This is a genomic window from Escherichia sp. WS568 (genome assembly GCF_046486085.1).
Classification (GTDB): domain Bacteria; phylum Pseudomonadota; class Gammaproteobacteria; order Enterobacterales; family Enterobacteriaceae; genus Escherichia; species Escherichia coli.
The window spans coordinates 143,698-160,180 of the sequence record NZ_JBJQMC010000012.1; the positions used below are offsets into that span (position 1 = coordinate 143,698).

Here is a 16,483-nt window from a genome sequence, read left to right on the forward strand (position 1 = left end):
TTCAGAGTGCTCCGCTTCTCACTATTATCTCACGCAGTATTCTTAAGGGAACGATAAGGAGGAACCATGAACATTACCCCGTTTCCGACGCTTTCGCCGGCAACCATAGATGCCATAAATGTTATCGGTCAGTGGCTGGCGCAGGATGATTTCTCCGGTGAGGTGCCGTATCAGGCCGATTGCGTGATCCTTGCAGGCAATGCGGTTATGCCGACTATCGATGCGGCATGTAAGATTGCCCGCGATCAGCAAATTCCTTTACTGATTAGTGGTGGTATCGGTCACTCGACAACTTTTTTGTATAGCGCCATCGCACAGCATCCGCACTACAACACTATCCGCACCACTGGCAGAGCTGAAGCTACCATCCTGGCGGATATCGCTCATCAGTTCTGGCACATTCCGCATGAAAAAATCTGGATTGAAGACCAGTCAACAAACTGCGGTGAAAACGCACGCTTTAGCATCGCGCTATTGAATCAGGCCGTAGAACGAGTTCACACAGCTATCGTTGTTCAGGACCCCACCATGCAGCGGCGCACGATGGCGACGTTCCGCCGTATGACCGGGGACAATCCCGATGCACCACGCTGGTTAAGTTATCCCGGATTCGTTCCTCAGTTAGGAAATAACGCAGACAGTGTAATCTTTATTAATCAGTTACAAGGATTATGGCCGGTTGAGCGTTATCTATCACTACTCACTGGCGAGCTGCCGCGTTTACACGATGATAGCGATGGCTACGGTCCCCGCGGGCGAGATTTTATCGTTCACGTTGATTTTCCGGCAGAAGTCATCCAGGCATGGCAAACGCTGAAACACGATGCGGTGCTCATCGAGGCGATGGAAAGTCGCTCGTTACGTTAAAAATTGCCCGTTTGTGAACCACTTGTTTGCAAACGGGCATAACTCCTGCCTTTTATTTCTGCCTCTTATTCCTTTTACACTTGTTTTTATGAAGCCCTTCACAGAATTGTCCTTTCATGATGCCGTCTCTCTGATGATTGATGTTAATTAACAATGTATTTACTAAAAACAAACATATAAATCACAGGAGTCGCTCATGTCAGTACCCGTTCAACATCCTATGTATATTGATGGACAGTTTGTTACCTGGCGTGGAGACGCATGGATTGATGTGGTAAACCCTGCAACAGAGGCTGTCATTTCCCGCATTCCCGATGGTCAGGCCGAGGATGTCCGTAAGGCAATCGATGCAGCAGAACGTGCACAACCAGAATGGGAAGCGTTGCCTGCTATTGAACGCGCCAGTTGGTTGCGCAAAATCTCCGCCGGGATCCGCAAACGCGCCAGCGAAATCAGTGCGCTGATTGTTGAAGAAGGGGGCAAGATCCAGCAGCTGGCTGAAGTCGAAGTGGCTTTTACTGCGGACTATATCGATTACATGGCGGAGTGGGCACGGCGTTATGAAGGCGAGATTATTCAAAGCGATCGTCCAGGAGAAAATATTCTTCTGTTTAAACGTGCGCTTGGCGTGACTACCGGCATTCTGCCGTGGAACTTCCCGTTCTTCCTCATTGCCCGCAAAATGGCCCCCGCTCTTTTGACCGGTAATACCATCGTCATTAAACCCAGTGAATTTACGCCAAACAATGCGATTGCATTCGCCAAAATTGTCGATGAAATAGGCCTTCCGCGCGGCGTGTTTAACCTTGTTCTGGGGCGTGGTGAAACCGTTGGGCAAGAACTGGCGGGTAACCCAAAGGTCGCAATGGTCAGTATGACAGGCAGCGTCTCTGCAGGTGAAAAGATTATGGCGACTGCGGCGAAAAACATCACCAAAGTGTGCCTGGAATTGGGGGGTAAAGCACCGGCTATCGTAATGGACGATGCCGATCTTGAACTGGCAGTCAAAGCCATCGTTGATTCACGCGTTATTAATAGTGGGCAAGTGTGTAACTGTGCAGAACGTGTTTATGTACAGAAAGGCATTTATGATCAGTTTGTCAATCGGCTGGGTGAAGCGTTGCAGGCGGTTCAATTTGGTAACCCCGCTGAACGCAACGACATTGCGATGGGGCCGTTGATTAACGCCGCGGCGCTGGAAAGGGTCGAGCAAAAAGTGGCGCGCGCAGTAGAAGAAGGGGCGAGAGTGGCGTTGGGTGGCAAAGCGGTAGAGGGGAAAGGATATTATTATCCGCCGACATTGCTGCTGGATGTTCGCCAGGAAATGTCGATTATGCATGAGGAAACCTTTGGCCCGGTTCTGCCGGTGGTCGCATTTGATACGCTGGAAGAGGCTATCTCAATGGCGAATGATAGTGATTACGGCCTGACCTCATCAATCTATACCCAAAATCTGAACGTCGCGATGAAAGCCATTAACGGGCTGAAGTTTGGTGAAACTTACATCAACCGTGAAAACTTCGAAGCTATGCAAGGCTTCCACGCCGGATGGCGTAAATCTGGTATTGGCGGCGCAGATGGTAAACATGGCCTGCATGAATATCTGCAGACCCAGGTGGTTTATTTACAGTCTTAATGAGTGGAAGAGGCGGAGGTTTTTCCTCCGCCTGTGTGCGTCAGAGTTTAGCGAATTTTTCGAGGGTGCGAATGAGCTGTGTGACGAAGCCATATTCGTTATCGTACCAGGCGACCGTTTTCACCAGTTGTAAATCGCCCACGGCGGTAATTTCCGTTTGCGTGGCATCAAACACCGAACCGAAATGGCTGCCAATGATATCGGAAGAGACTATTTCTTCATCGGTATAACCAAATGACTCGTTATTGGTGGTTGCTTGTTTAAGTGCGTTATTCACCTCTTCGGCAGTCACTTTTTTTCCGAGAATGGACACCAGCTCAGTGACCGAACCTGTTTTCACCGGCACGCGTTGCGCATGACCTTTCAGTTTGCCGCTCAGTTCCGGGATCACCAGACCAATGGCTTTTGCCGCACCTGTAGTGTGGGGAATGATATTTTCTGCCGCTGCACGTGAAGCGCGTAGATCTTTACCTCGCGGACCATCCACCAGTGACTGAGTGCCGGTATAGGCATGAATGGTCGTCATCGTGCCGACTTCTATTCCGAAACTGTCGTGCAAGGCTTTGGCCATCGGTGCAAGACAGTTAGTGGTGCATGACGCCACGGAAACAATGGTGTCGTTGCCATCCAGTGTGTCGTCATTGACGTTATAAACGATGGTTTTCATTTCACCGGCAGGGGCGGAAATCAACACCTTCTTCGCACCAGCATCAAGGTGCGCCTGCGATTTCTCGGCGGAGGTATAAAAGCCAGTACATTCGACAATGATTTCTGCGCCTTTCGCTTTCCATGGAATATTTTTAGCCTCTTTTTCGGCGTAAACCGCGATACTTTTTCCATCAACGATAAGTGAATCTTCCGTAAAATCAACGCTCCAGGGGAACGGTCCGTAGTTTGAATCATGTTTCAACAGGTAGGCGAGAATTTTTGGGGAAGTGAGATCATTAATAGCAACAATGTCTATGTTGCTTTTGACTTCAAGTAATCGACGCAACACCAGTCGACCGATACGACCAAAACCGTTAATACCAACTTTACTCATGGTCTTCTCCTGTCAGGAACGTTCGGATGAAAATTGATCCTTTCCAGGCTTAGACCAGGATGGCGGGATGGGCAATCTACATTCTTGCCGTGAAACGTAACGTACTGAAAACGGGTGAACAATATTTAATGAAATTTTAAGAAAAGCTCGTTATGTTAACGGAAAATTATGTTAAAGCAGGAAATGTTATGGAAAGTAAATATTCAAGGTTACAAATCGGCATTCACTGGCTGGTCTTTTTGCTGGTTATCGCAGCGTATTGCGCAATGGAGTTTCGTGGTTTTTTCCCACGTGGCGATAGGCCGCTTATCAACATGATTCATGTTTCCTGTGGCATCTCAATTCTCGTGCTGATGGTTGTTCGTCTTTTGTTAAGGCTTAAATACCCAACTCCGCCGATTGTACCTAAACCAAAACCGATGATGACGGGACTGGCGCATTTGGGACATTTGGTGATCTATCTCCTGTTTATTGCGCTGCCAGTGATTGGTTTGGTGATGATGTATAACCGGGGCAACCCGTGGTCTGCGTTTGGTATGACAATGCCTTATGCAGCAGAGGCCAATTTCGAACGGGTTGATAGCTTAAAGTGGTGGCATGAGACGCTGGCGAATCTGGGATATTTTGTCATCGGGTTGCACGCTGCGGCTGCACTGGCACACCACTATTTCTGGAAGGACAACACACTTCTACGCATGATGCCGCGTAAACGTTCCTGAAGGATATTTAAAGAAAACGCCTGTACTAAAACCGACCCGTGGTACAGGCGAAGAATACGGGTCTACATCGGAAGCGCCTATTATATTTATTTGTATGACAAATAAAACCATAATCCTGGTCCATACGTCCATCTGGCTTATCTTTAATCAATTCACCCGATCTTTGATCTCATCAACGGTATCAAAATAAACCAGCGTATAACGTTCAAATCGAACATAAGATTCGATAAACCATGGAGGTTATATGAAAAAACTGGCACTTATCTTGGTTATAGGAGCGCTTGTTTCCTTTTATGCCGATGCCGGGCGCAAACCCTGTTCTGGTTCGAAAGGGGGGATCTCACACTGTACGGCAGGCGGCAAATTTGTCTGTAATGATGGTTCTATTAGTGCATCGAAAAAAACATGCACTAACTGAAGTGTAAAAGGGGTGCCATGAGAAAATGAATCTGCTAGTCAGATGCGCGGGGAAAATCCCCGCGCTTGCCCTTACCTGGACGTGCAGGCCATGAGCGCAGCAACCTCCTTATCACCGTCCCGGAACCGCAGTTCGTAGAGCGTTTGTCGGGTCAGGAGTGTGAATGTCAGAATCGTAATGCAGATAATGAGCAGACACACCACCAGAGGGTTGTGCTTCATAGCCTTTCTCCTTGCCGGATGGCGGGTAAGAGGCTATGATCTGAATTGCTAGGTTCATTCGTTGGCCTCGGTTGATAGAAATATTGGTCGGGGCCTTCGTCTTTCTGATTCCCGGTTAGCCTGAAAACAGAAAGTCTCAGGCACCCGTGAGCATCCTATGTGGTTTCCTTAAGGACGAAAATAATCACCTGACGAAATTGCGTGCTGTTTTCCAGAATTTTTCGTCATTCGGTTTAGCCAGTTTAATCATTCGTTACTCTCTTCATTCCAATGGCATTATTCTTCTCTGCCATAATTGTTGTAAAAATGTGACGCAAAGAGGTTTTTGGTCGTAAGAAATTACCGTCAAGTGCCGATGACTTTCTATCAGGAGTAAACCTGGAAGAGAGACAACGGTAATGAATACAACTCCCTCACAGCGATTAGGTTTTTTGCATCACATCAGGCTGGTTCCGTTATTTGCCTGCATTCTTGGCGGTATCTTAGTTCTATTCGCATTAAGTTCTGCTCTGGCTGGCTATTTCCTCTGGCAGGCCGATCGCGATCAGCGTGATGTTACTGCGGAGATTGAGATTCGGACCGGGTTAGCGAACAGTTCAGATTTTTTGCGTTCAGCCCGGATCAATATGATTCAGGCCGGGGCAGCGAGTCGTATTGCGGAAATGGAAGCAATGAAGCGAAATATTGCGCAAGCCGAATCGGAGATTAAACAGTCGCAGCAAGGTTATCGTGCTTATCAGAATCGACCGGTGAAAACACCTGCTGATGAAGCCCTCGACACTGAATTAAATCAACGCTTCCAGGCTTATATCACGGGTATGCAACCGATGTTGAAATATGCCAAAAATGGCATGTTTGAAGCGATTATCAATCATGAAAGTGAGCAGATCCGACCGCTGGATAATGCTTATACCGATATTTTGAACAAAGCCGTTAAGATACGTAGCACCAGAGCCAACCAACTGGCGGAACTGGCCCATCAGCGCACCCGCCTGGGTGGGATGTTCATGATTGGCGCGTTTGTGCTTGCCCTGGTGATGACGCTGATAACATTTATGGTGCTACGTCGGATCGTCATTCGTCCACTGCAAAATGCCGCACAACGGATTGAAAAAATCGCCAGTGGCGATCTGACGATGAATGATGAACCGGCGGGTCGTAATGAAATCGGTCGCTTAAGTCGTCATTTACAGCAAATGCAGCATTCACTGGGGATGACTGTAGGGACCGTTCGACAGGGCGCGGAAGAGATTTATCGTGGCACCAGCGAAATTTCAGCTGGCAATGCGGACCTGTCATCTCGCACCGAAGAACAAGCGGCGGCTATCGAACAAACTGCCGCCAGCATGGAGCAACTCACTGCGACGGTGAAACAGAATGCGGATAACGCGCATCATGCCAGCAAACTGGCGCAGGAGGCTTCTATTAAAGCCAGCGATGGCGGGCAGATGGTTTCCGGTGTAGTAAAAACGATGGGCGCTATCTCCACGAGTTCGAAGAAAATTTCTGAGATCACCGCCGTCATCAACAGTATTGCTTTCCAGACGAATATTCTGGCACTGAATGCTGCCGTTGAAGCCGCGCGAGCGGGTGAGCAAGGACGTGGATTTGCCGTTGTCGCCAGCGAAGTACGGACACTCGCAAGCCGCAGCGCTCAGGCGGCGAAAGAGATTGAAGGCTTGATCAGTGAATCAGTCAGGTTAATTGACCTGGGGTCGGATGAGGTGGCAACGGCAGGGAAAACCATGAGCACTATTGTTGATGCCGTCGCGAGTGTCACACATATCATGCAGGAAATCGCCGCCGCCTCGGATGAACAAAGTAGAGGCATAACGCAGGTTAGCCAGGCGATTTCTGAAATGGATAAGGTGACGCAACAGAATGCTTCTCTGGTAGAAGAGGCCTCAGCGGCGGCGGTGTCCCTTGAAGAACAGGCGGCACGATTAACTGAGGCGGTGGACGTATTCCGTCTGAACAAACATTCTGTGTCGGCAGAACCTCGCGGAGCGGGTGAACCAGTTAGTTTCGCTACGGTGTGAAAATGTTCAAGGAAGGGATCGACAGATCCCTTCACCTTTCAGAACGGCATTGATTTTCGAATAGCGTTAATCATCAACTGGCAACCAGAAGAGAACGTCGCATCTACGCGGGTCAGTATTCCAATCGGTTCGCCTGCACCATGTCCCGGAACAGGCAGGGCCACCAGCGTGGCATGACGCAGGTCGTCTTTTACAGCGCCAGAAGGGACAAACCACACGTAGTCGTATTCAACCGTAAGTTGACGAGATAGCGAAGCAGACAGCGTTTCGATACAACCCGAAGGAATTTTACATCCCTGGCTCTGCACTAATGCATCTGAATGCTGGCGTGGCGCAGTGCCTTCTGGTGATACAACGACCGGCCATTCCAGCACCCGGCTTAGCGTTACGTTCTCCTGAAGTAGCGGATGATTGGGGCGGACAACCAGCTTCAGCGATTCAAGAAACAGCAGTTCGTAATTAAGCCCGGTCATCAGTTCAGGATCTGACATCCGACCAATGCCGATATCGATTTCCCCGGTTTTTAAACCCGCCAGAATCATAGGGTTACTCATTGTCGCAACTTGCAAGGTCGTCTCTTTTTGTTGCTGATGAAACTGACCTATAACCGAAGGTAATATCCCCAGTGCCGCAGTAGGTAGTGCACCAACCCTGACGATATCATTATTAAGACCTTCTTTACGATGAAGCGACTGTCCAGCAGTGTTGATGGCGTCAAGAACTCTGACTGCATGCGTTAAAAATTGTTCGCCGGGTAAGGTAAGTTGCGCCCCCTGACGACCACGCTCAAACAAGCGAGCGCCCGTCAGCTGCTCCAGTTCATTCAATGTCTTAGAGAGCGCAGGTTGACTCAAATTAAGGGTTTCAGCCGCGCGCCCCAAAGTTCCTTGTTGTGCGACAGCTACGAATGTATGAAGGTGGCGCAAACGGATGCGCTGACTAAACAGACTATTTTTTTCCATAAGCGATGTTAAAAACGAAGCGGTGTCGCTGACAAGTGAAGTTGTTTGATTATGATAACTTGATTGCAAAATATTATTAACAATTAAAGCAATTATGTTACAGCAAAATGGATAATATTGATGTTTTCGCGGCGAGATCACAGTTTGTAAATTCTTCCCGCCGGAGTGAATGCGGTTACCTACACTCCAGATTACTGACCACTGGAGGCAGACACTATGGCGAACAGCATCACGGCGGATGAGATTCGGGAACAGTTTTCGCAGGCAATGTCAGCCATGTACCAGCAAGAAGTTCCGCAGTACGGCACGCTGCTGGAACTGGTAGCTGATGTGAATCTGGCTGTGCTGGAAAACAATCCTCAACTGCACGAAAAAATGGTAAATGCAGACGAGCTGGCGCGACTGAATGTTGAACGTCATGGGGCGATTCGTGTTGGGACTGCACAAGAGCTTGCTACTCTTCGGCGGATGTTTGCCATTATGGGGATGTACCCGGTGAGCTATTACGATCTCTCGCAGGCGGGAGTGCCGGTACATTCCACAGCATTTCGGCCCATTGATGATGCTTCTCTGGCGCGTAATCCCTTCCGCGTTTTTACCTCATTACTCCGCCTTGAGCTTATCGAGAACGAATTTTTGCGCCAGAAAGCGGCGGAGATTCTGCGTCAGCGCGATATCTTCACCCCACGTTGTCGACAACTGTTAGAGGAGTATGAGCAGCGGGGCGGTTTTAACGAAACACAGGCACAGGAGTTTGTGCAGGAAGCCCTGGAAACGTTTCGTTGGCACCAGTCAGCAACGGTAGATGAAGAAACCTATCGCGCCTTGCACAACGAACATCGGTTGATTGCTGATGTGGTCTGTTTTCCTGGATGCCATATCAACCACCTGACGCCACGTACGCTGGATATTGACCGGGTGCAGTCGATGATGCCTGAATGCGGGATTGAACCCAAAATTCTGATCGAAGGGCCGCCGCGCCGCGAGGTATCTATTTTACTACGCCAGACCAGCTTTAAAGCACTGGAAGAGACGGTGTTGTTTGCAGGGCAGAAACAGGGCACGCATACCGCGCGCTTTGGTGAAATAGAGCAGCGTGGCGTGGCATTAACGCCGAAAGGACGACAACTGTATGATGATCTACTGCGGAACGCTGGAACCGGGCAGGATAATCTCACTCACCAAATGCATTTACAGGAAACCTTCCGCACTTTTCCTGACAGTGAGTTTTTAATGCGTCAGCAAGGGTTGGCATGGTTCCGGTACCGTCTGACGCCTTCAGGTGAGGCGCATCGTCAGGCGATTCATCCCGGAGACGATCCACAGCCCTTAATTGAACGTGGTTGGGTAGTGGCGCAACCCATTACCTATGAAGATTTCTTGCCTGTTAGCGCGGCGGGGATCTTCCAGTCAAATCTGGGTAATGAAACGCAGGCACGCAGTCACGGTAATGCCAGTCGCGAAGCATTTGAGCAGGCGTTGGGCTGCCCGGTTTTGGATGAGTTCCAGCTTTATCAGGAAGCGGAAGAACGCAGTAAACGTCGCTGTGGTTTGCTTTAAATTCTGACCATCCGCCTTTGCAAAAATTTGCCTGATTTTACAAACGAATCAGGCTCATCCCATCGACATAAAAAAATTGCCGATTTATGCATATTCTCTCAGTTCAACAATTGGATTATTAATAAATATTGTCTAGAGTGAGCGGTCATAAATAAGCACTTTCTTGCCGCTGAAAACGTTCAGCGCGGGACCATTCACAACACCAGAAGGACTCACTTTCAGGTATGGATCGTAGACGATTTATTAAAGGTTCAATGGCTATGGCCGCCGTGTGCGGTACCAGCGGCATTGCTTCTCTTTTTTCTCAGGCGGCATTCGCGGCAGATTCTGATATTGCCGACGGGCAAACCCAGCGTTTTGACTTCTCCATTCTACAGTCAATGGCGCACGACTTAGCGCAAACAGCGTGGCGTGGTGCGCCGCGTCCGTTACCTGACACTCTGGCGACAATGACGCCGCAGGCTTATAACAGTATTCAATACGACGCCGAAAAATCGCTCTGGCATAACGTTGAGAACCGTCAACTGGACGCTCAGTTCTTCCATATGGGAATGGGATTCCGTCGCCGCGTTCGTATGTTTTCTGTAGATCCCGCAACACATCTGGCGCGTGAAATTCACTTTCGCCCGGAGTTGTTCAAATACAACGATGCGGGTGTTGATACCAAACAATTAGAAGGGCAAAGCGATCTCGGTTTTGCCGGTTTTCGCGTGTTTAAAGCCCCCGAACTGGCGCGCCGTGATGTCGTATCATTCCTCGGTGCGAGTTATTTCCGCGCCGTTGACGACACATATCAATACGGTCTATCGGCTCGCGGCCTGGCGATCGACACTTACACCGACAGTAAAGAAGAGTTCCCCGACTTTACCGCCTTCTGGTTTGATACGGTAAAACCGGGGGCAACCACCTTTACCGTTTATGCGTTGCTCGATAGCGCCAGCATTACTGGTGCCTATAAGTTCACTATCCATTGCGAGAAAAGTCAGGTGATTATGGATGTGGAAAATCACCTGTATGCGCGCAAAGACATTAAACAGCTGGGCATTGCGCCGATGACCAGTATGTTCAGCTGCGGTACTAATGAACGTCGGATGTGCGACACCATTCATCCGCAAATCCATGACTCTGATCGTTTGTCCATGTGGCGGGGCAACGGCGAGTGGATTTGTCGTCCGCTGAACAATCCGCAAAAATTGCAGTTCAATGCTTACACCGACAACAACCCGAAAGGGTTTGGTTTATTGCAACTGGATCGTGATTTCTCCCATTATCAGGACATTATGGGCTGGTATAACAAACGCCCAAGTCTGTGGGTGGAACCGCGTAACAAGTGGGGTAAGGGCACCATCGGCCTGATGGAAATCCCAACAACGGGCGAAACGCTGGATAACATTGTCTGCTTCTGGCAGCCAGAAAAAGCTGTAAAAGCGGGTGATGAGTTTGCATTCCAGTATCGTCTGTACTGGAGTGCGCAACCGCCTGTTCATTGCCCATTAGCGCGCGTTATGGCGACGCGTACCGGCATGGGTGGTTTCCCGGAAGGTTGGGCTCCAGGTGAACACTATCCCGAAAAATGGGCGCGTCGTTTTGCCGTCGATTTCGTTGGTGGTGATCTGAAAGCTGCCGCGCCAAAAGGCATTGAGCCGGTGATTACGCTTTCCAGTGGGGAAGCGAAGCAAATCGAAATTCTCTATATTGAACCCATTGATGGTTATCGTATTCAGTTTGACTGGTATCCGACTTCGGACTCCACTGATCCGGTCGATATGCGGATGTATCTGCGTTGTCAGGGCGACGCTATCAGTGAAACATGGCTGTATCAGTATTTCCCGCCAGCGCCCGATAAACGTCAGTATGTTGACGACCGCGTGATGAGTTAATCGTTTTTTCTTCGGCACCTTCTTCGGGAGGTGCCGTCTGGTTAAACACGATCCCGCTCGCATTTTTCCCTAAGTTAAATGAGTAATCTGATGGTGTGTATTTCAGATACACCTTGTCAGCCACTAACAGGGAGTGCGTATGTTTCCAGAATATCGAGATTTAATATCCCGTCTGAAAAACGAAAATCCTCGCTTTATGTCCTTGTTCGATAAACACAATAAACTTGATCATGAAATTGCCAGAAAGGAAGGTTCCGACGGTCGAGGGTACAATGCGGAAGTGGTCCGCATGAAAAAACAAAAGCTACAGTTAAAAGATGAGATGCTCAAAATCCTGCAGCAGGAGAGCGTCAAAGAGGTGTAAACTTTCCTAAGCCGCCAGCTAGGCGGCTTTTTTAACAACTGCATGGAGTGACTGGAGATAAGATGACCGAAACGATAAAAGTAAGTGAATCACTTGAATTACATGCTGTTGCAGAAAGTCATGTCACACCTCTTTATCAGTTAATCTGTAAAAATAGAACCTGGCTACAGCAGTCGCTAAACTGGCCGCAGTTTGTTCAAAGTGAAGAGGACACGCGAAAAACGGTGCAGGGCAATGTAATGTTGCATCAACGCGGATATGCCAAAATGTTCATGATTTTCAAAGAAGATGAACTTATCGGCGTTATCTCGTTTAATCGTATTGAACCACTGAATAAAACCGCTGAAATCGGCTACTGGCTGGACGAATCTCATCAGGGGCAGGGGATCATTTCTCAGGCGCTGCAGGCATTGATTCATCATTACGCTCAGTCTGGTGAACTTAGACGCTTCGTGATCAAATGTCGGGTGGACAATCCGCAAAGCAACCAGGTCGCTTTGCGCAATGGTTTTATCCTTGAAGGTTGCCTGAAACAGGCTGAGTTTCTGAATGATGCCTATGATGATGTGAACTTATACGCGCGTATTATCGATTCACAATAACCCTGCCAGCGGCGTTCGCGTAATGCGCTCCTCGCCGTTAATGACTTTTGGACCACGGACATGAACCGTGTCGCCATCAAAGGCTTCAACGACGGCGTGGTCGGTTAACTCCACATGGTTTTCAATTATCACCGCACCTGTAATACGGCTCTCACCTTGTATGACAACGTGCTCGTCGAGCAGAATCGGTCCGCCACGTACCACGGCATTTCCGCCAATCAAGACATGATGTTTTAACACACAATTACCTTCCACAATGGCATATTCCGCCACCTGCGAACTGTAATGAATCGTCGGAATGGCATCTTCTTCTATGCCAGCTTTCACCTGCGCGTGACCGTAGACTTTAGCACAATCGCATAGCCAGACGTTGTTCTCTTCATTACCCTCAATACTGGCAAAATCAAAAACTTCGGCGCGATGTTCAATAAAAGCATACCGGACGACGGCATCGCCATAAATTTGTGCCTGGTGGACAATCCGCGAGGCGCTAACCCTCGCGCGATCATAAATTTGTAGCAGGAGTTGATGGTCGGGCGTTAAGCCTTGTGCGGCGACGATCATAGAATGTTGATCAATTAAGGCGTGACCAAATATTCTACATTGACCGCAAACTAATGAGTCACTAATGGTGACACTGTCACTTATATATGCACCCTGGCTGATTTCACTATTATCGATCCAGACATTATCCGTTGCGTAAACCTCTCCCCACAGCACGCTGGTGCCGGTGATACGCGTATTCCCGGAAATCACCGTTCCGCCGAACGCAATAGCATTCTGGTCGTAAATCCAGCAATTTCCTTCCTGTGCTAACACCGTTTCGCGATCGATCCAGCCGCCAGCGGTTCCTGCTATCACATCGTTAAAATCGCTAATGGCGATAATCTGCCGTAATAACACATTTTTTTTAGTGCCATCTTCCTGATAACTAAAGGCTCGCTGTTCTTCACTTAGACGATATTTGCGCATAGCGTTTTCCCACAGGTGACTTACTATAACCGTAGCAAATTCTGCGGCTCTGGCTATGCTCGAGAAAATTCCATAAAATGCATTTCAAATATACTTTATAAATTAAACAAAATGAGTAAGAAGATGCAGAGCGATAAAGTGCTCAATTTGCCGGCAGGCTACTTTGGTATTGTGTTGGGGACGATAGGGATGGGATTTGCCTGGCGCTATGCCAGCCAGGTTTGGCAGGTCAGCCACTGGTTGGGGGATGGGCTGGTGATTCTGGCGATGATCATCTGGGGATTATTGACTGGCGCATTTATTACCCGACTCATACGCTTTCCGCATAGCGTGCTGGCAGAAGTGCGCCATCCAGTGCTGAGCAGTTTTGTGAGTTTGTTTCCGGCAACGACGATGCTGGTGGCGATTGGTTTTGTTCCGTGGTTTCGCCCACTGGCGGTGTGCCTGTTCAGTTTTGGTGTCGTGGTTCAGTTGGCTTATGCCGCCTGGCAAACTGCGGGATTATGGCGCGGATCTCACCCTGAAGAAGCTACCACGCCTGGACTGTATCTGCCGACAGTTGCCAACAACTTTATCAGCGCAATGGCCTGTGGTGCGTTGGGCTACACCGACGCCGGTCTGGTGTTTTTAGGCGCAGGCGTTTTCTCATGGCTAAGCCTGGAACCGGTGATCTTGCAGCGTCTGCGCAGTTCGGGAGAATTACCCACGGCACTGAGGACATCACTCGGCATTCAGCTCGCTCCTGCGCTGGTGGCCTGTAGTGCCTGGCTGAGCGTCAACGGCGGCGAGGGTGACACGCTGGCGAAAATGCTTTTCGGTTATGGACTGCTGCAACTGCTGTTTATGCTACGTCTGATGCCATGGTATCTCTCCCAGCCATTTAATGCTTCATTCTGGAGTTTCTCGTTCGGCGTATCTGCACTGGCAACCACCGGTTTGCATCTGGGGAGTGGCAGCGATAATGGATTTTTCCATACGCTGGCGGTGCCGCTGTTTATCTTTACCAATTTTATTATTGCAATACTGCTCATCCGTACTTTTGCGCTTCTGATGCAGGGAAAATTGTTAGTCAGAACCGAGCGCGCCGTTTTAATGAAAGCAGAGGACAAAGAATGATCATTCGTGACGAAAACTATTTTACTGATAAATATGAATTAACCCGCACACACTCTGAAGTGCTGGAAGCGGTGAAAGTGGTTAAACCGGGTAAAACGCTGGATCTGGGCTGTGGCAATGGTCGTAACAGTCTTTACCTGGCAGCCAATGGTTATGATGTTGACGCATGGGATAAAAATGCCATGAGTATCGCCAACGTCGAGCGCATTAAGTCCATTGAAAATCTGGATAATTTACACACCCGGGTCGTTGATCTGAATAACCTCACATTTGATGGACAGTACGATTTTATTCTTTCGACTGTGGTGCTGATGTTCCTTGAGGCTAAAACCATCCCAGGGCTGATTGCCAATATGCAACGTTGCACTAAACCTGGCGGTTACAACCTGATTGTGGCGGCGATGGATACCGCTGATTATCCATGTACCGTCGGCTTCCCGTTTGCCTTCAAAGAGGGAGAATTACGTCGATATTACGAAGGCTGGGAGAGGGTGAAATACAATGAGGACGTCGGCGAGCTGCACCGCACCGACGCCAACGGTAATCGTATTAAACTGCGTTTCGCCACGATGCTGGCACGTAAAAAATGATCCGGTAAGAACAAAGCGCGTGAAAATTCCCCACGCTGAGATGGTTTACTGTTCTTCTTTTCGGTAAGCATATTTTTAATCAAAAGGATGTGAAATTAATCACAGTAGTCGAAGTTTTTCATCAGATTAACGCACTGATATTTAACTACTGATGATTGACTTAGCCCCTTTTTCGGCATTGACTATGTCGTCTGTAAAGGGGCTGAAAAATTTATTTTCACCAACACTTTTTTTGCCACAACACGAAGCGGCGCTTTTTGCTATAACTTAAAAAGTAATATAATCATCTCAGGAAACTATTCATGCGTACCACATCATTTGCGAAAGTTGCAGCTTTATGCGGCTTGTTGGCTCTGTCTGGTTGTGCCTCTAAAATCACCCAGCCAGATAAATATTCTGGTTTTTTAAACAATTACTCTGATTTAAAAGAAACAACCTCAGCAACAGGTAAACCTGTTTTACGTTGGGTAGACCCGAGTTTTGATCAAAGCAAATATGACAGCATCGTCTGGAACCCAATCACTTATTATCCGGTACCAAAACCTTCTACCCAGGTAGGGCAGAAAGTTCTGGATAAAATTTTGAACTATACCAACACCGAAATGAAAGAAGCGATAGCGCAGCGTAAACCACTGGTTACCACCGCTGGGCCGCGTAGTCTGATTTTCCGTGGGGCCATTACCGGTGTAGATACCAGCAAAGAAGGGCTGCAATTCTATGAAGTGGTTCCTGTTGCATTAGTGGTTGCGGGGACGCAAATGGCTACAGGCCACCGTACCATGGATACTCGCTTGTATTTTGAAGGTGAGCTGATTGATGCAGCGACTAATAAACCGGTTATCAAAGTCGTTCGTCAGGGCGAAGGTAAAGACCTGAATAACGAAAGTACGCCAATGGCTTTCGAAAATATTAAACAAGTTATTGATGACATGGCGACCGATGCCACCATGTTTGACGTTAACAAAAAGTAGTTCCAGACGCGCCATCGTTAGATGGCGCTTTTTATTATCGGTTTCTGTCAGCGATTAAATTCAACACCACGTAACAAACGCCTCCGGCAATTAATCCCCAAAACGCAGAACCAATCCCGACCAGCGTCAATCCACTTGCCGTTACCAGAAATGCCACCACCGCCGCGTCGCGCTCACGCTCATTATGCAGCGCCTGATACAAACTGCCGCCAATGGTACTCAACAGCGCCAGACCTGCCAGCATCTGGATCCAACTTACGGGCAGGGTAGTCATCATCCCGGTAATGGCACTACCAAACAGACCTGCGAGCAAATAGAAAATGCCTGCAACGGCAGTAATGCCGATCAGTTAAGGATCAGTTGACCGATCCAGTGGCTGTGTAAGAATCCGGAAACGCTCACTTGTTTCCGGATTTTTTATGCACATTGGACAGGCTCTTGATCTGGTATCCCGTTACGATTCTCTGCGTAACCCACTGACTTCTCTGGGGGATTACCTCGACCCCGAACTCATCTCTCGTTGC

The 16,483-nt window shown here is 48.6% G+C and carries 18 protein-coding genes and 1 pseudogene; 14 read left to right on the forward strand and 5 right to left on the reverse strand.

The annotated features are described in order from the left end of the window. Positions 1-66 precede the first annotated feature (66 nt). Positions 67-867 carry a DUF218 domain-containing protein YdcF gene (gene ydcF, locus ACJHWR_RS15135; protein ID WP_001027939.1) on the forward strand — a complete coding sequence of 267 codons (801 nt, stop codon included), beginning with the start codon at positions 67-69 and terminating at the stop codon, positions 865-867. Between the two features lie 196 nt (positions 868-1,063). Next, the gene (gene aldA / locus ACJHWR_RS15140; RefSeq protein ID WP_000115973.1) at positions 1,064-2,503 is read left to right on the forward strand and encodes an aldehyde dehydrogenase; all 1,440 of its coding nucleotides are present in this window, start codon (positions 1,064-1,066) and stop codon (positions 2,501-2,503) included. 40 nt (positions 2,504-2,543) lie between these two features. Here aldA and gap read toward each other — a convergent pair whose 3' ends face one another. Further along, positions 2,544-3,545, reverse strand: coding sequence for a type I glyceraldehyde-3-phosphate dehydrogenase (gene gap, locus ACJHWR_RS15145; RefSeq protein ID WP_000048646.1), 1,002 nt, complete (start codon positions 3,543-3,545; stop codon positions 2,544-2,546). Between the two features lie 188 nt (positions 3,546-3,733). Between gap and cybB the strand changes: the two genes are divergently transcribed. The 3 genes from cybB to yncP all read left to right on the forward strand — a co-directional run bounded on the left by cybB (position 3,734) and on the right by yncP (position 4,776). Next, positions 3,734-4,264 carry a cytochrome b561 gene (gene cybB, locus ACJHWR_RS15150; RefSeq protein WP_001361839.1) on the forward strand — a complete coding sequence of 177 codons (531 nt, stop codon included), beginning with the start codon at positions 3,734-3,736 and terminating at the stop codon, positions 4,262-4,264. A gap of 244 nt (positions 4,265-4,508) precedes the next feature. Further along, positions 4,509-4,682, forward strand: coding sequence for a hypothetical protein (locus ACJHWR_RS15155; RefSeq protein ID WP_000731851.1), 174 nt, complete (start codon positions 4,509-4,511; stop codon positions 4,680-4,682). Between the two features lie 25 nt (positions 4,683-4,707). Continuing rightward, complete coding sequence (gene yncP / locus ACJHWR_RS15160) at positions 4,708-4,776, forward strand: hypothetical protein (protein WP_212591405.1); 69 nt, start codon at positions 4,708-4,710, stop codon at positions 4,774-4,776. On the opposite strand, the gene hokB is transcribed toward yncP, so the two are convergent. Continuing rightward, the gene (gene hokB / locus ACJHWR_RS15165) at positions 4,754-4,903 is read right to left on the reverse strand and encodes a type I toxin-antitoxin system toxin HokB (protein WP_001320773.1); all 150 of its coding nucleotides are present in this window, start codon (positions 4,901-4,903) and stop codon (positions 4,754-4,756) included. The genes yncP and hokB overlap by 23 nt on opposite strands. Before the next feature lie 398 nt (positions 4,904-5,301). Between hokB and trg the strand changes: the two genes are divergently transcribed. Beyond that, positions 5,302-6,942, forward strand: coding sequence for a methyl-accepting chemotaxis protein Trg (gene trg, locus ACJHWR_RS15170; protein WP_001098566.1), 1,641 nt, complete (start codon positions 5,302-5,304; stop codon positions 6,940-6,942). 38 nt (positions 6,943-6,980) lie between these two features. Here the strand turns inward: trg and ACJHWR_RS15175 are convergent, their stop codons facing one another. Next, the gene (locus ACJHWR_RS15175; protein WP_001330338.1) at positions 6,981-7,904 is read right to left on the reverse strand and encodes a LysR substrate-binding domain-containing protein; all 924 of its coding nucleotides are present in this window, start codon (positions 7,902-7,904) and stop codon (positions 6,981-6,983) included. 216 nt (positions 7,905-8,120) lie between these two features. Between ACJHWR_RS15175 and ACJHWR_RS15180 the strand changes: the two genes are divergently transcribed. From ACJHWR_RS15180 to rimL, 4 genes are all read left to right on the forward strand, one after another. After that, positions 8,121-9,464 carry a VOC family protein gene (locus ACJHWR_RS15180; protein WP_000013754.1) on the forward strand — a complete coding sequence of 448 codons (1,344 nt, stop codon included), beginning with the start codon at positions 8,121-8,123 and terminating at the stop codon, positions 9,462-9,464. Between the two features lie 224 nt (positions 9,465-9,688). Beyond that, positions 9,689-11,344, forward strand: coding sequence for a glucan biosynthesis protein OpgD (gene opgD, locus ACJHWR_RS15185; protein ID WP_000375956.1), 1,656 nt, complete (start codon positions 9,689-9,691; stop codon positions 11,342-11,344). Between the two features lie 139 nt (positions 11,345-11,483). After that, positions 11,484-11,708, forward strand: coding sequence for a YdcH family protein (locus ACJHWR_RS15190; protein ID WP_001296778.1), 225 nt, complete (start codon positions 11,484-11,486; stop codon positions 11,706-11,708). A gap of 62 nt (positions 11,709-11,770) precedes the next feature. Continuing rightward, positions 11,771-12,310, forward strand: coding sequence for a 50S ribosomal protein L7/L12-serine acetyltransferase (rimL, locus tag ACJHWR_RS15195; protein ID WP_001327924.1), 540 nt, complete (start codon positions 11,771-11,773; stop codon positions 12,308-12,310). Here rimL and ydcK read toward each other — a convergent pair. Beyond that, positions 12,302-13,282: a YdcK family protein gene (gene ydcK, locus ACJHWR_RS15200; protein ID WP_001234061.1), complete on the reverse strand. Its 981-nt coding sequence runs from the start codon at positions 13,280-13,282 to the stop codon at positions 12,302-12,304. The two genes, rimL and ydcK, sit on opposite strands and share 9 nt — an antisense overlap. 123 nt (positions 13,283-13,405) lie before the next feature. Here ydcK and tehA point away from each other — a divergent pair, with 123 nt between their 5' ends. The 3 genes from tehA (at position 13,406) to ACJHWR_RS15215 (ending at position 15,959) form a co-directional block, all read left to right on the forward strand. After that, positions 13,406-14,398, forward strand: coding sequence for a dicarboxylate transporter/tellurite-resistance protein TehA (gene tehA, locus ACJHWR_RS15205; RefSeq protein ID WP_001298119.1), 993 nt, complete (start codon positions 13,406-13,408; stop codon positions 14,396-14,398). After that, positions 14,395-14,988, forward strand: a complete 594-nt coding sequence (gene tehB, locus ACJHWR_RS15210; protein WP_000586720.1) for a tellurite resistance methyltransferase TehB — start codon at positions 14,395-14,397, stop codon at positions 14,986-14,988. The genes tehA and tehB overlap by 4 nt, the downstream gene beginning before the upstream one ends. A gap of 302 nt (positions 14,989-15,290) precedes the next feature. Further along, the gene (locus ACJHWR_RS15215; RefSeq protein ID WP_001261013.1) at positions 15,291-15,959 is read left to right on the forward strand and encodes a DUF3313 domain-containing protein; all 669 of its coding nucleotides are present in this window, start codon (positions 15,291-15,293) and stop codon (positions 15,957-15,959) included. A gap of 34 nt (positions 15,960-15,993) precedes the next feature. On the opposite strand, the pseudogene ydcO reads toward ACJHWR_RS15215, so the two are convergent. Next, positions 15,994-16,293 (reverse strand): annotated as a pseudogene (ydcO, locus tag ACJHWR_RS15220) (BenE family transporter YdcO); the annotation flags it as partial. Between the two features lie 85 nt (positions 16,294-16,378). On the opposite strand from ydcO, the gene ACJHWR_RS15225 reads away from it, so the two are divergent. Continuing rightward, positions 16,379-16,483: hypothetical protein (locus ACJHWR_RS15225; RefSeq protein ID WP_227895050.1), on the forward strand; the 105-nt coding region annotated here is incomplete at its 3' end.

Bases quoted from the DNA above. Each gene is read 5' to 3' on its own strand.
- ACJHWR_RS15190 (WP_001296778.1), top strand. From the start codon at position 11,484: ATGTTTCCAGAATATCGAGATTTAATATCCCGTCTGAAAAACGAAAAT.
- tehB (WP_000586720.1), top strand. From the start codon at position 14,395: ATGATCATTCGTGACGAAAACTATTTTACTGATAAATATGAATTAACC.
- ACJHWR_RS15175 (WP_001330338.1), bottom strand. From the start codon at position 7,904: ATGGAAAAAAATAGTCTGTTTAGTCAGCGCATCCGTTTGCGCCACCTT.
- trg (WP_001098566.1), top strand. From the start codon at position 5,302: ATGAATACAACTCCCTCACAGCGATTAGGTTTTTTGCATCACATCAGG.
- opgD (WP_000375956.1), top strand. From the start codon at position 9,689: ATGGATCGTAGACGATTTATTAAAGGTTCAATGGCTATGGCCGCCGTG.
- rimL (WP_001327924.1), top strand. From the start codon at position 11,771: ATGACCGAAACGATAAAAGTAAGTGAATCACTTGAATTACATGCTGTT.
- ACJHWR_RS15155 (WP_000731851.1), top strand. From the start codon at position 4,509: ATGAAAAAACTGGCACTTATCTTGGTTATAGGAGCGCTTGTTTCCTTT.
- hokB (WP_001320773.1), bottom strand. From the start codon at position 4,903: ATGAAGCACAACCCTCTGGTGGTGTGTCTGCTCATTATCTGCATTACG.
- ydcK (WP_001234061.1), bottom strand. From the start codon at position 13,282: ATGCGCAAATATCGTCTAAGTGAAGAACAGCGAGCCTTTAGTTATCAG.
- tehA (WP_001298119.1), top strand. From the start codon at position 13,406: ATGCAGAGCGATAAAGTGCTCAATTTGCCGGCAGGCTACTTTGGTATT.
- ACJHWR_RS15215 (WP_001261013.1), top strand. From the start codon at position 15,291: ATGCGTACCACATCATTTGCGAAAGTTGCAGCTTTATGCGGCTTGTTG.
- gap (WP_000048646.1), bottom strand. From the start codon at position 3,545: ATGAGTAAAGTTGGTATTAACGGTTTTGGTCGTATCGGTCGACTGGTG.
- aldA (WP_000115973.1), top strand. From the start codon at position 1,064: ATGTCAGTACCCGTTCAACATCCTATGTATATTGATGGACAGTTTGTT.
- cybB (WP_001361839.1), top strand. From the start codon at position 3,734: ATGGAAAGTAAATATTCAAGGTTACAAATCGGCATTCACTGGCTGGTC.
- ydcF (WP_001027939.1), top strand. From the start codon at position 67: ATGAACATTACCCCGTTTCCGACGCTTTCGCCGGCAACCATAGATGCC.
- ACJHWR_RS15180 (WP_000013754.1), top strand. From the start codon at position 8,121: ATGGCGAACAGCATCACGGCGGATGAGATTCGGGAACAGTTTTCGCAG.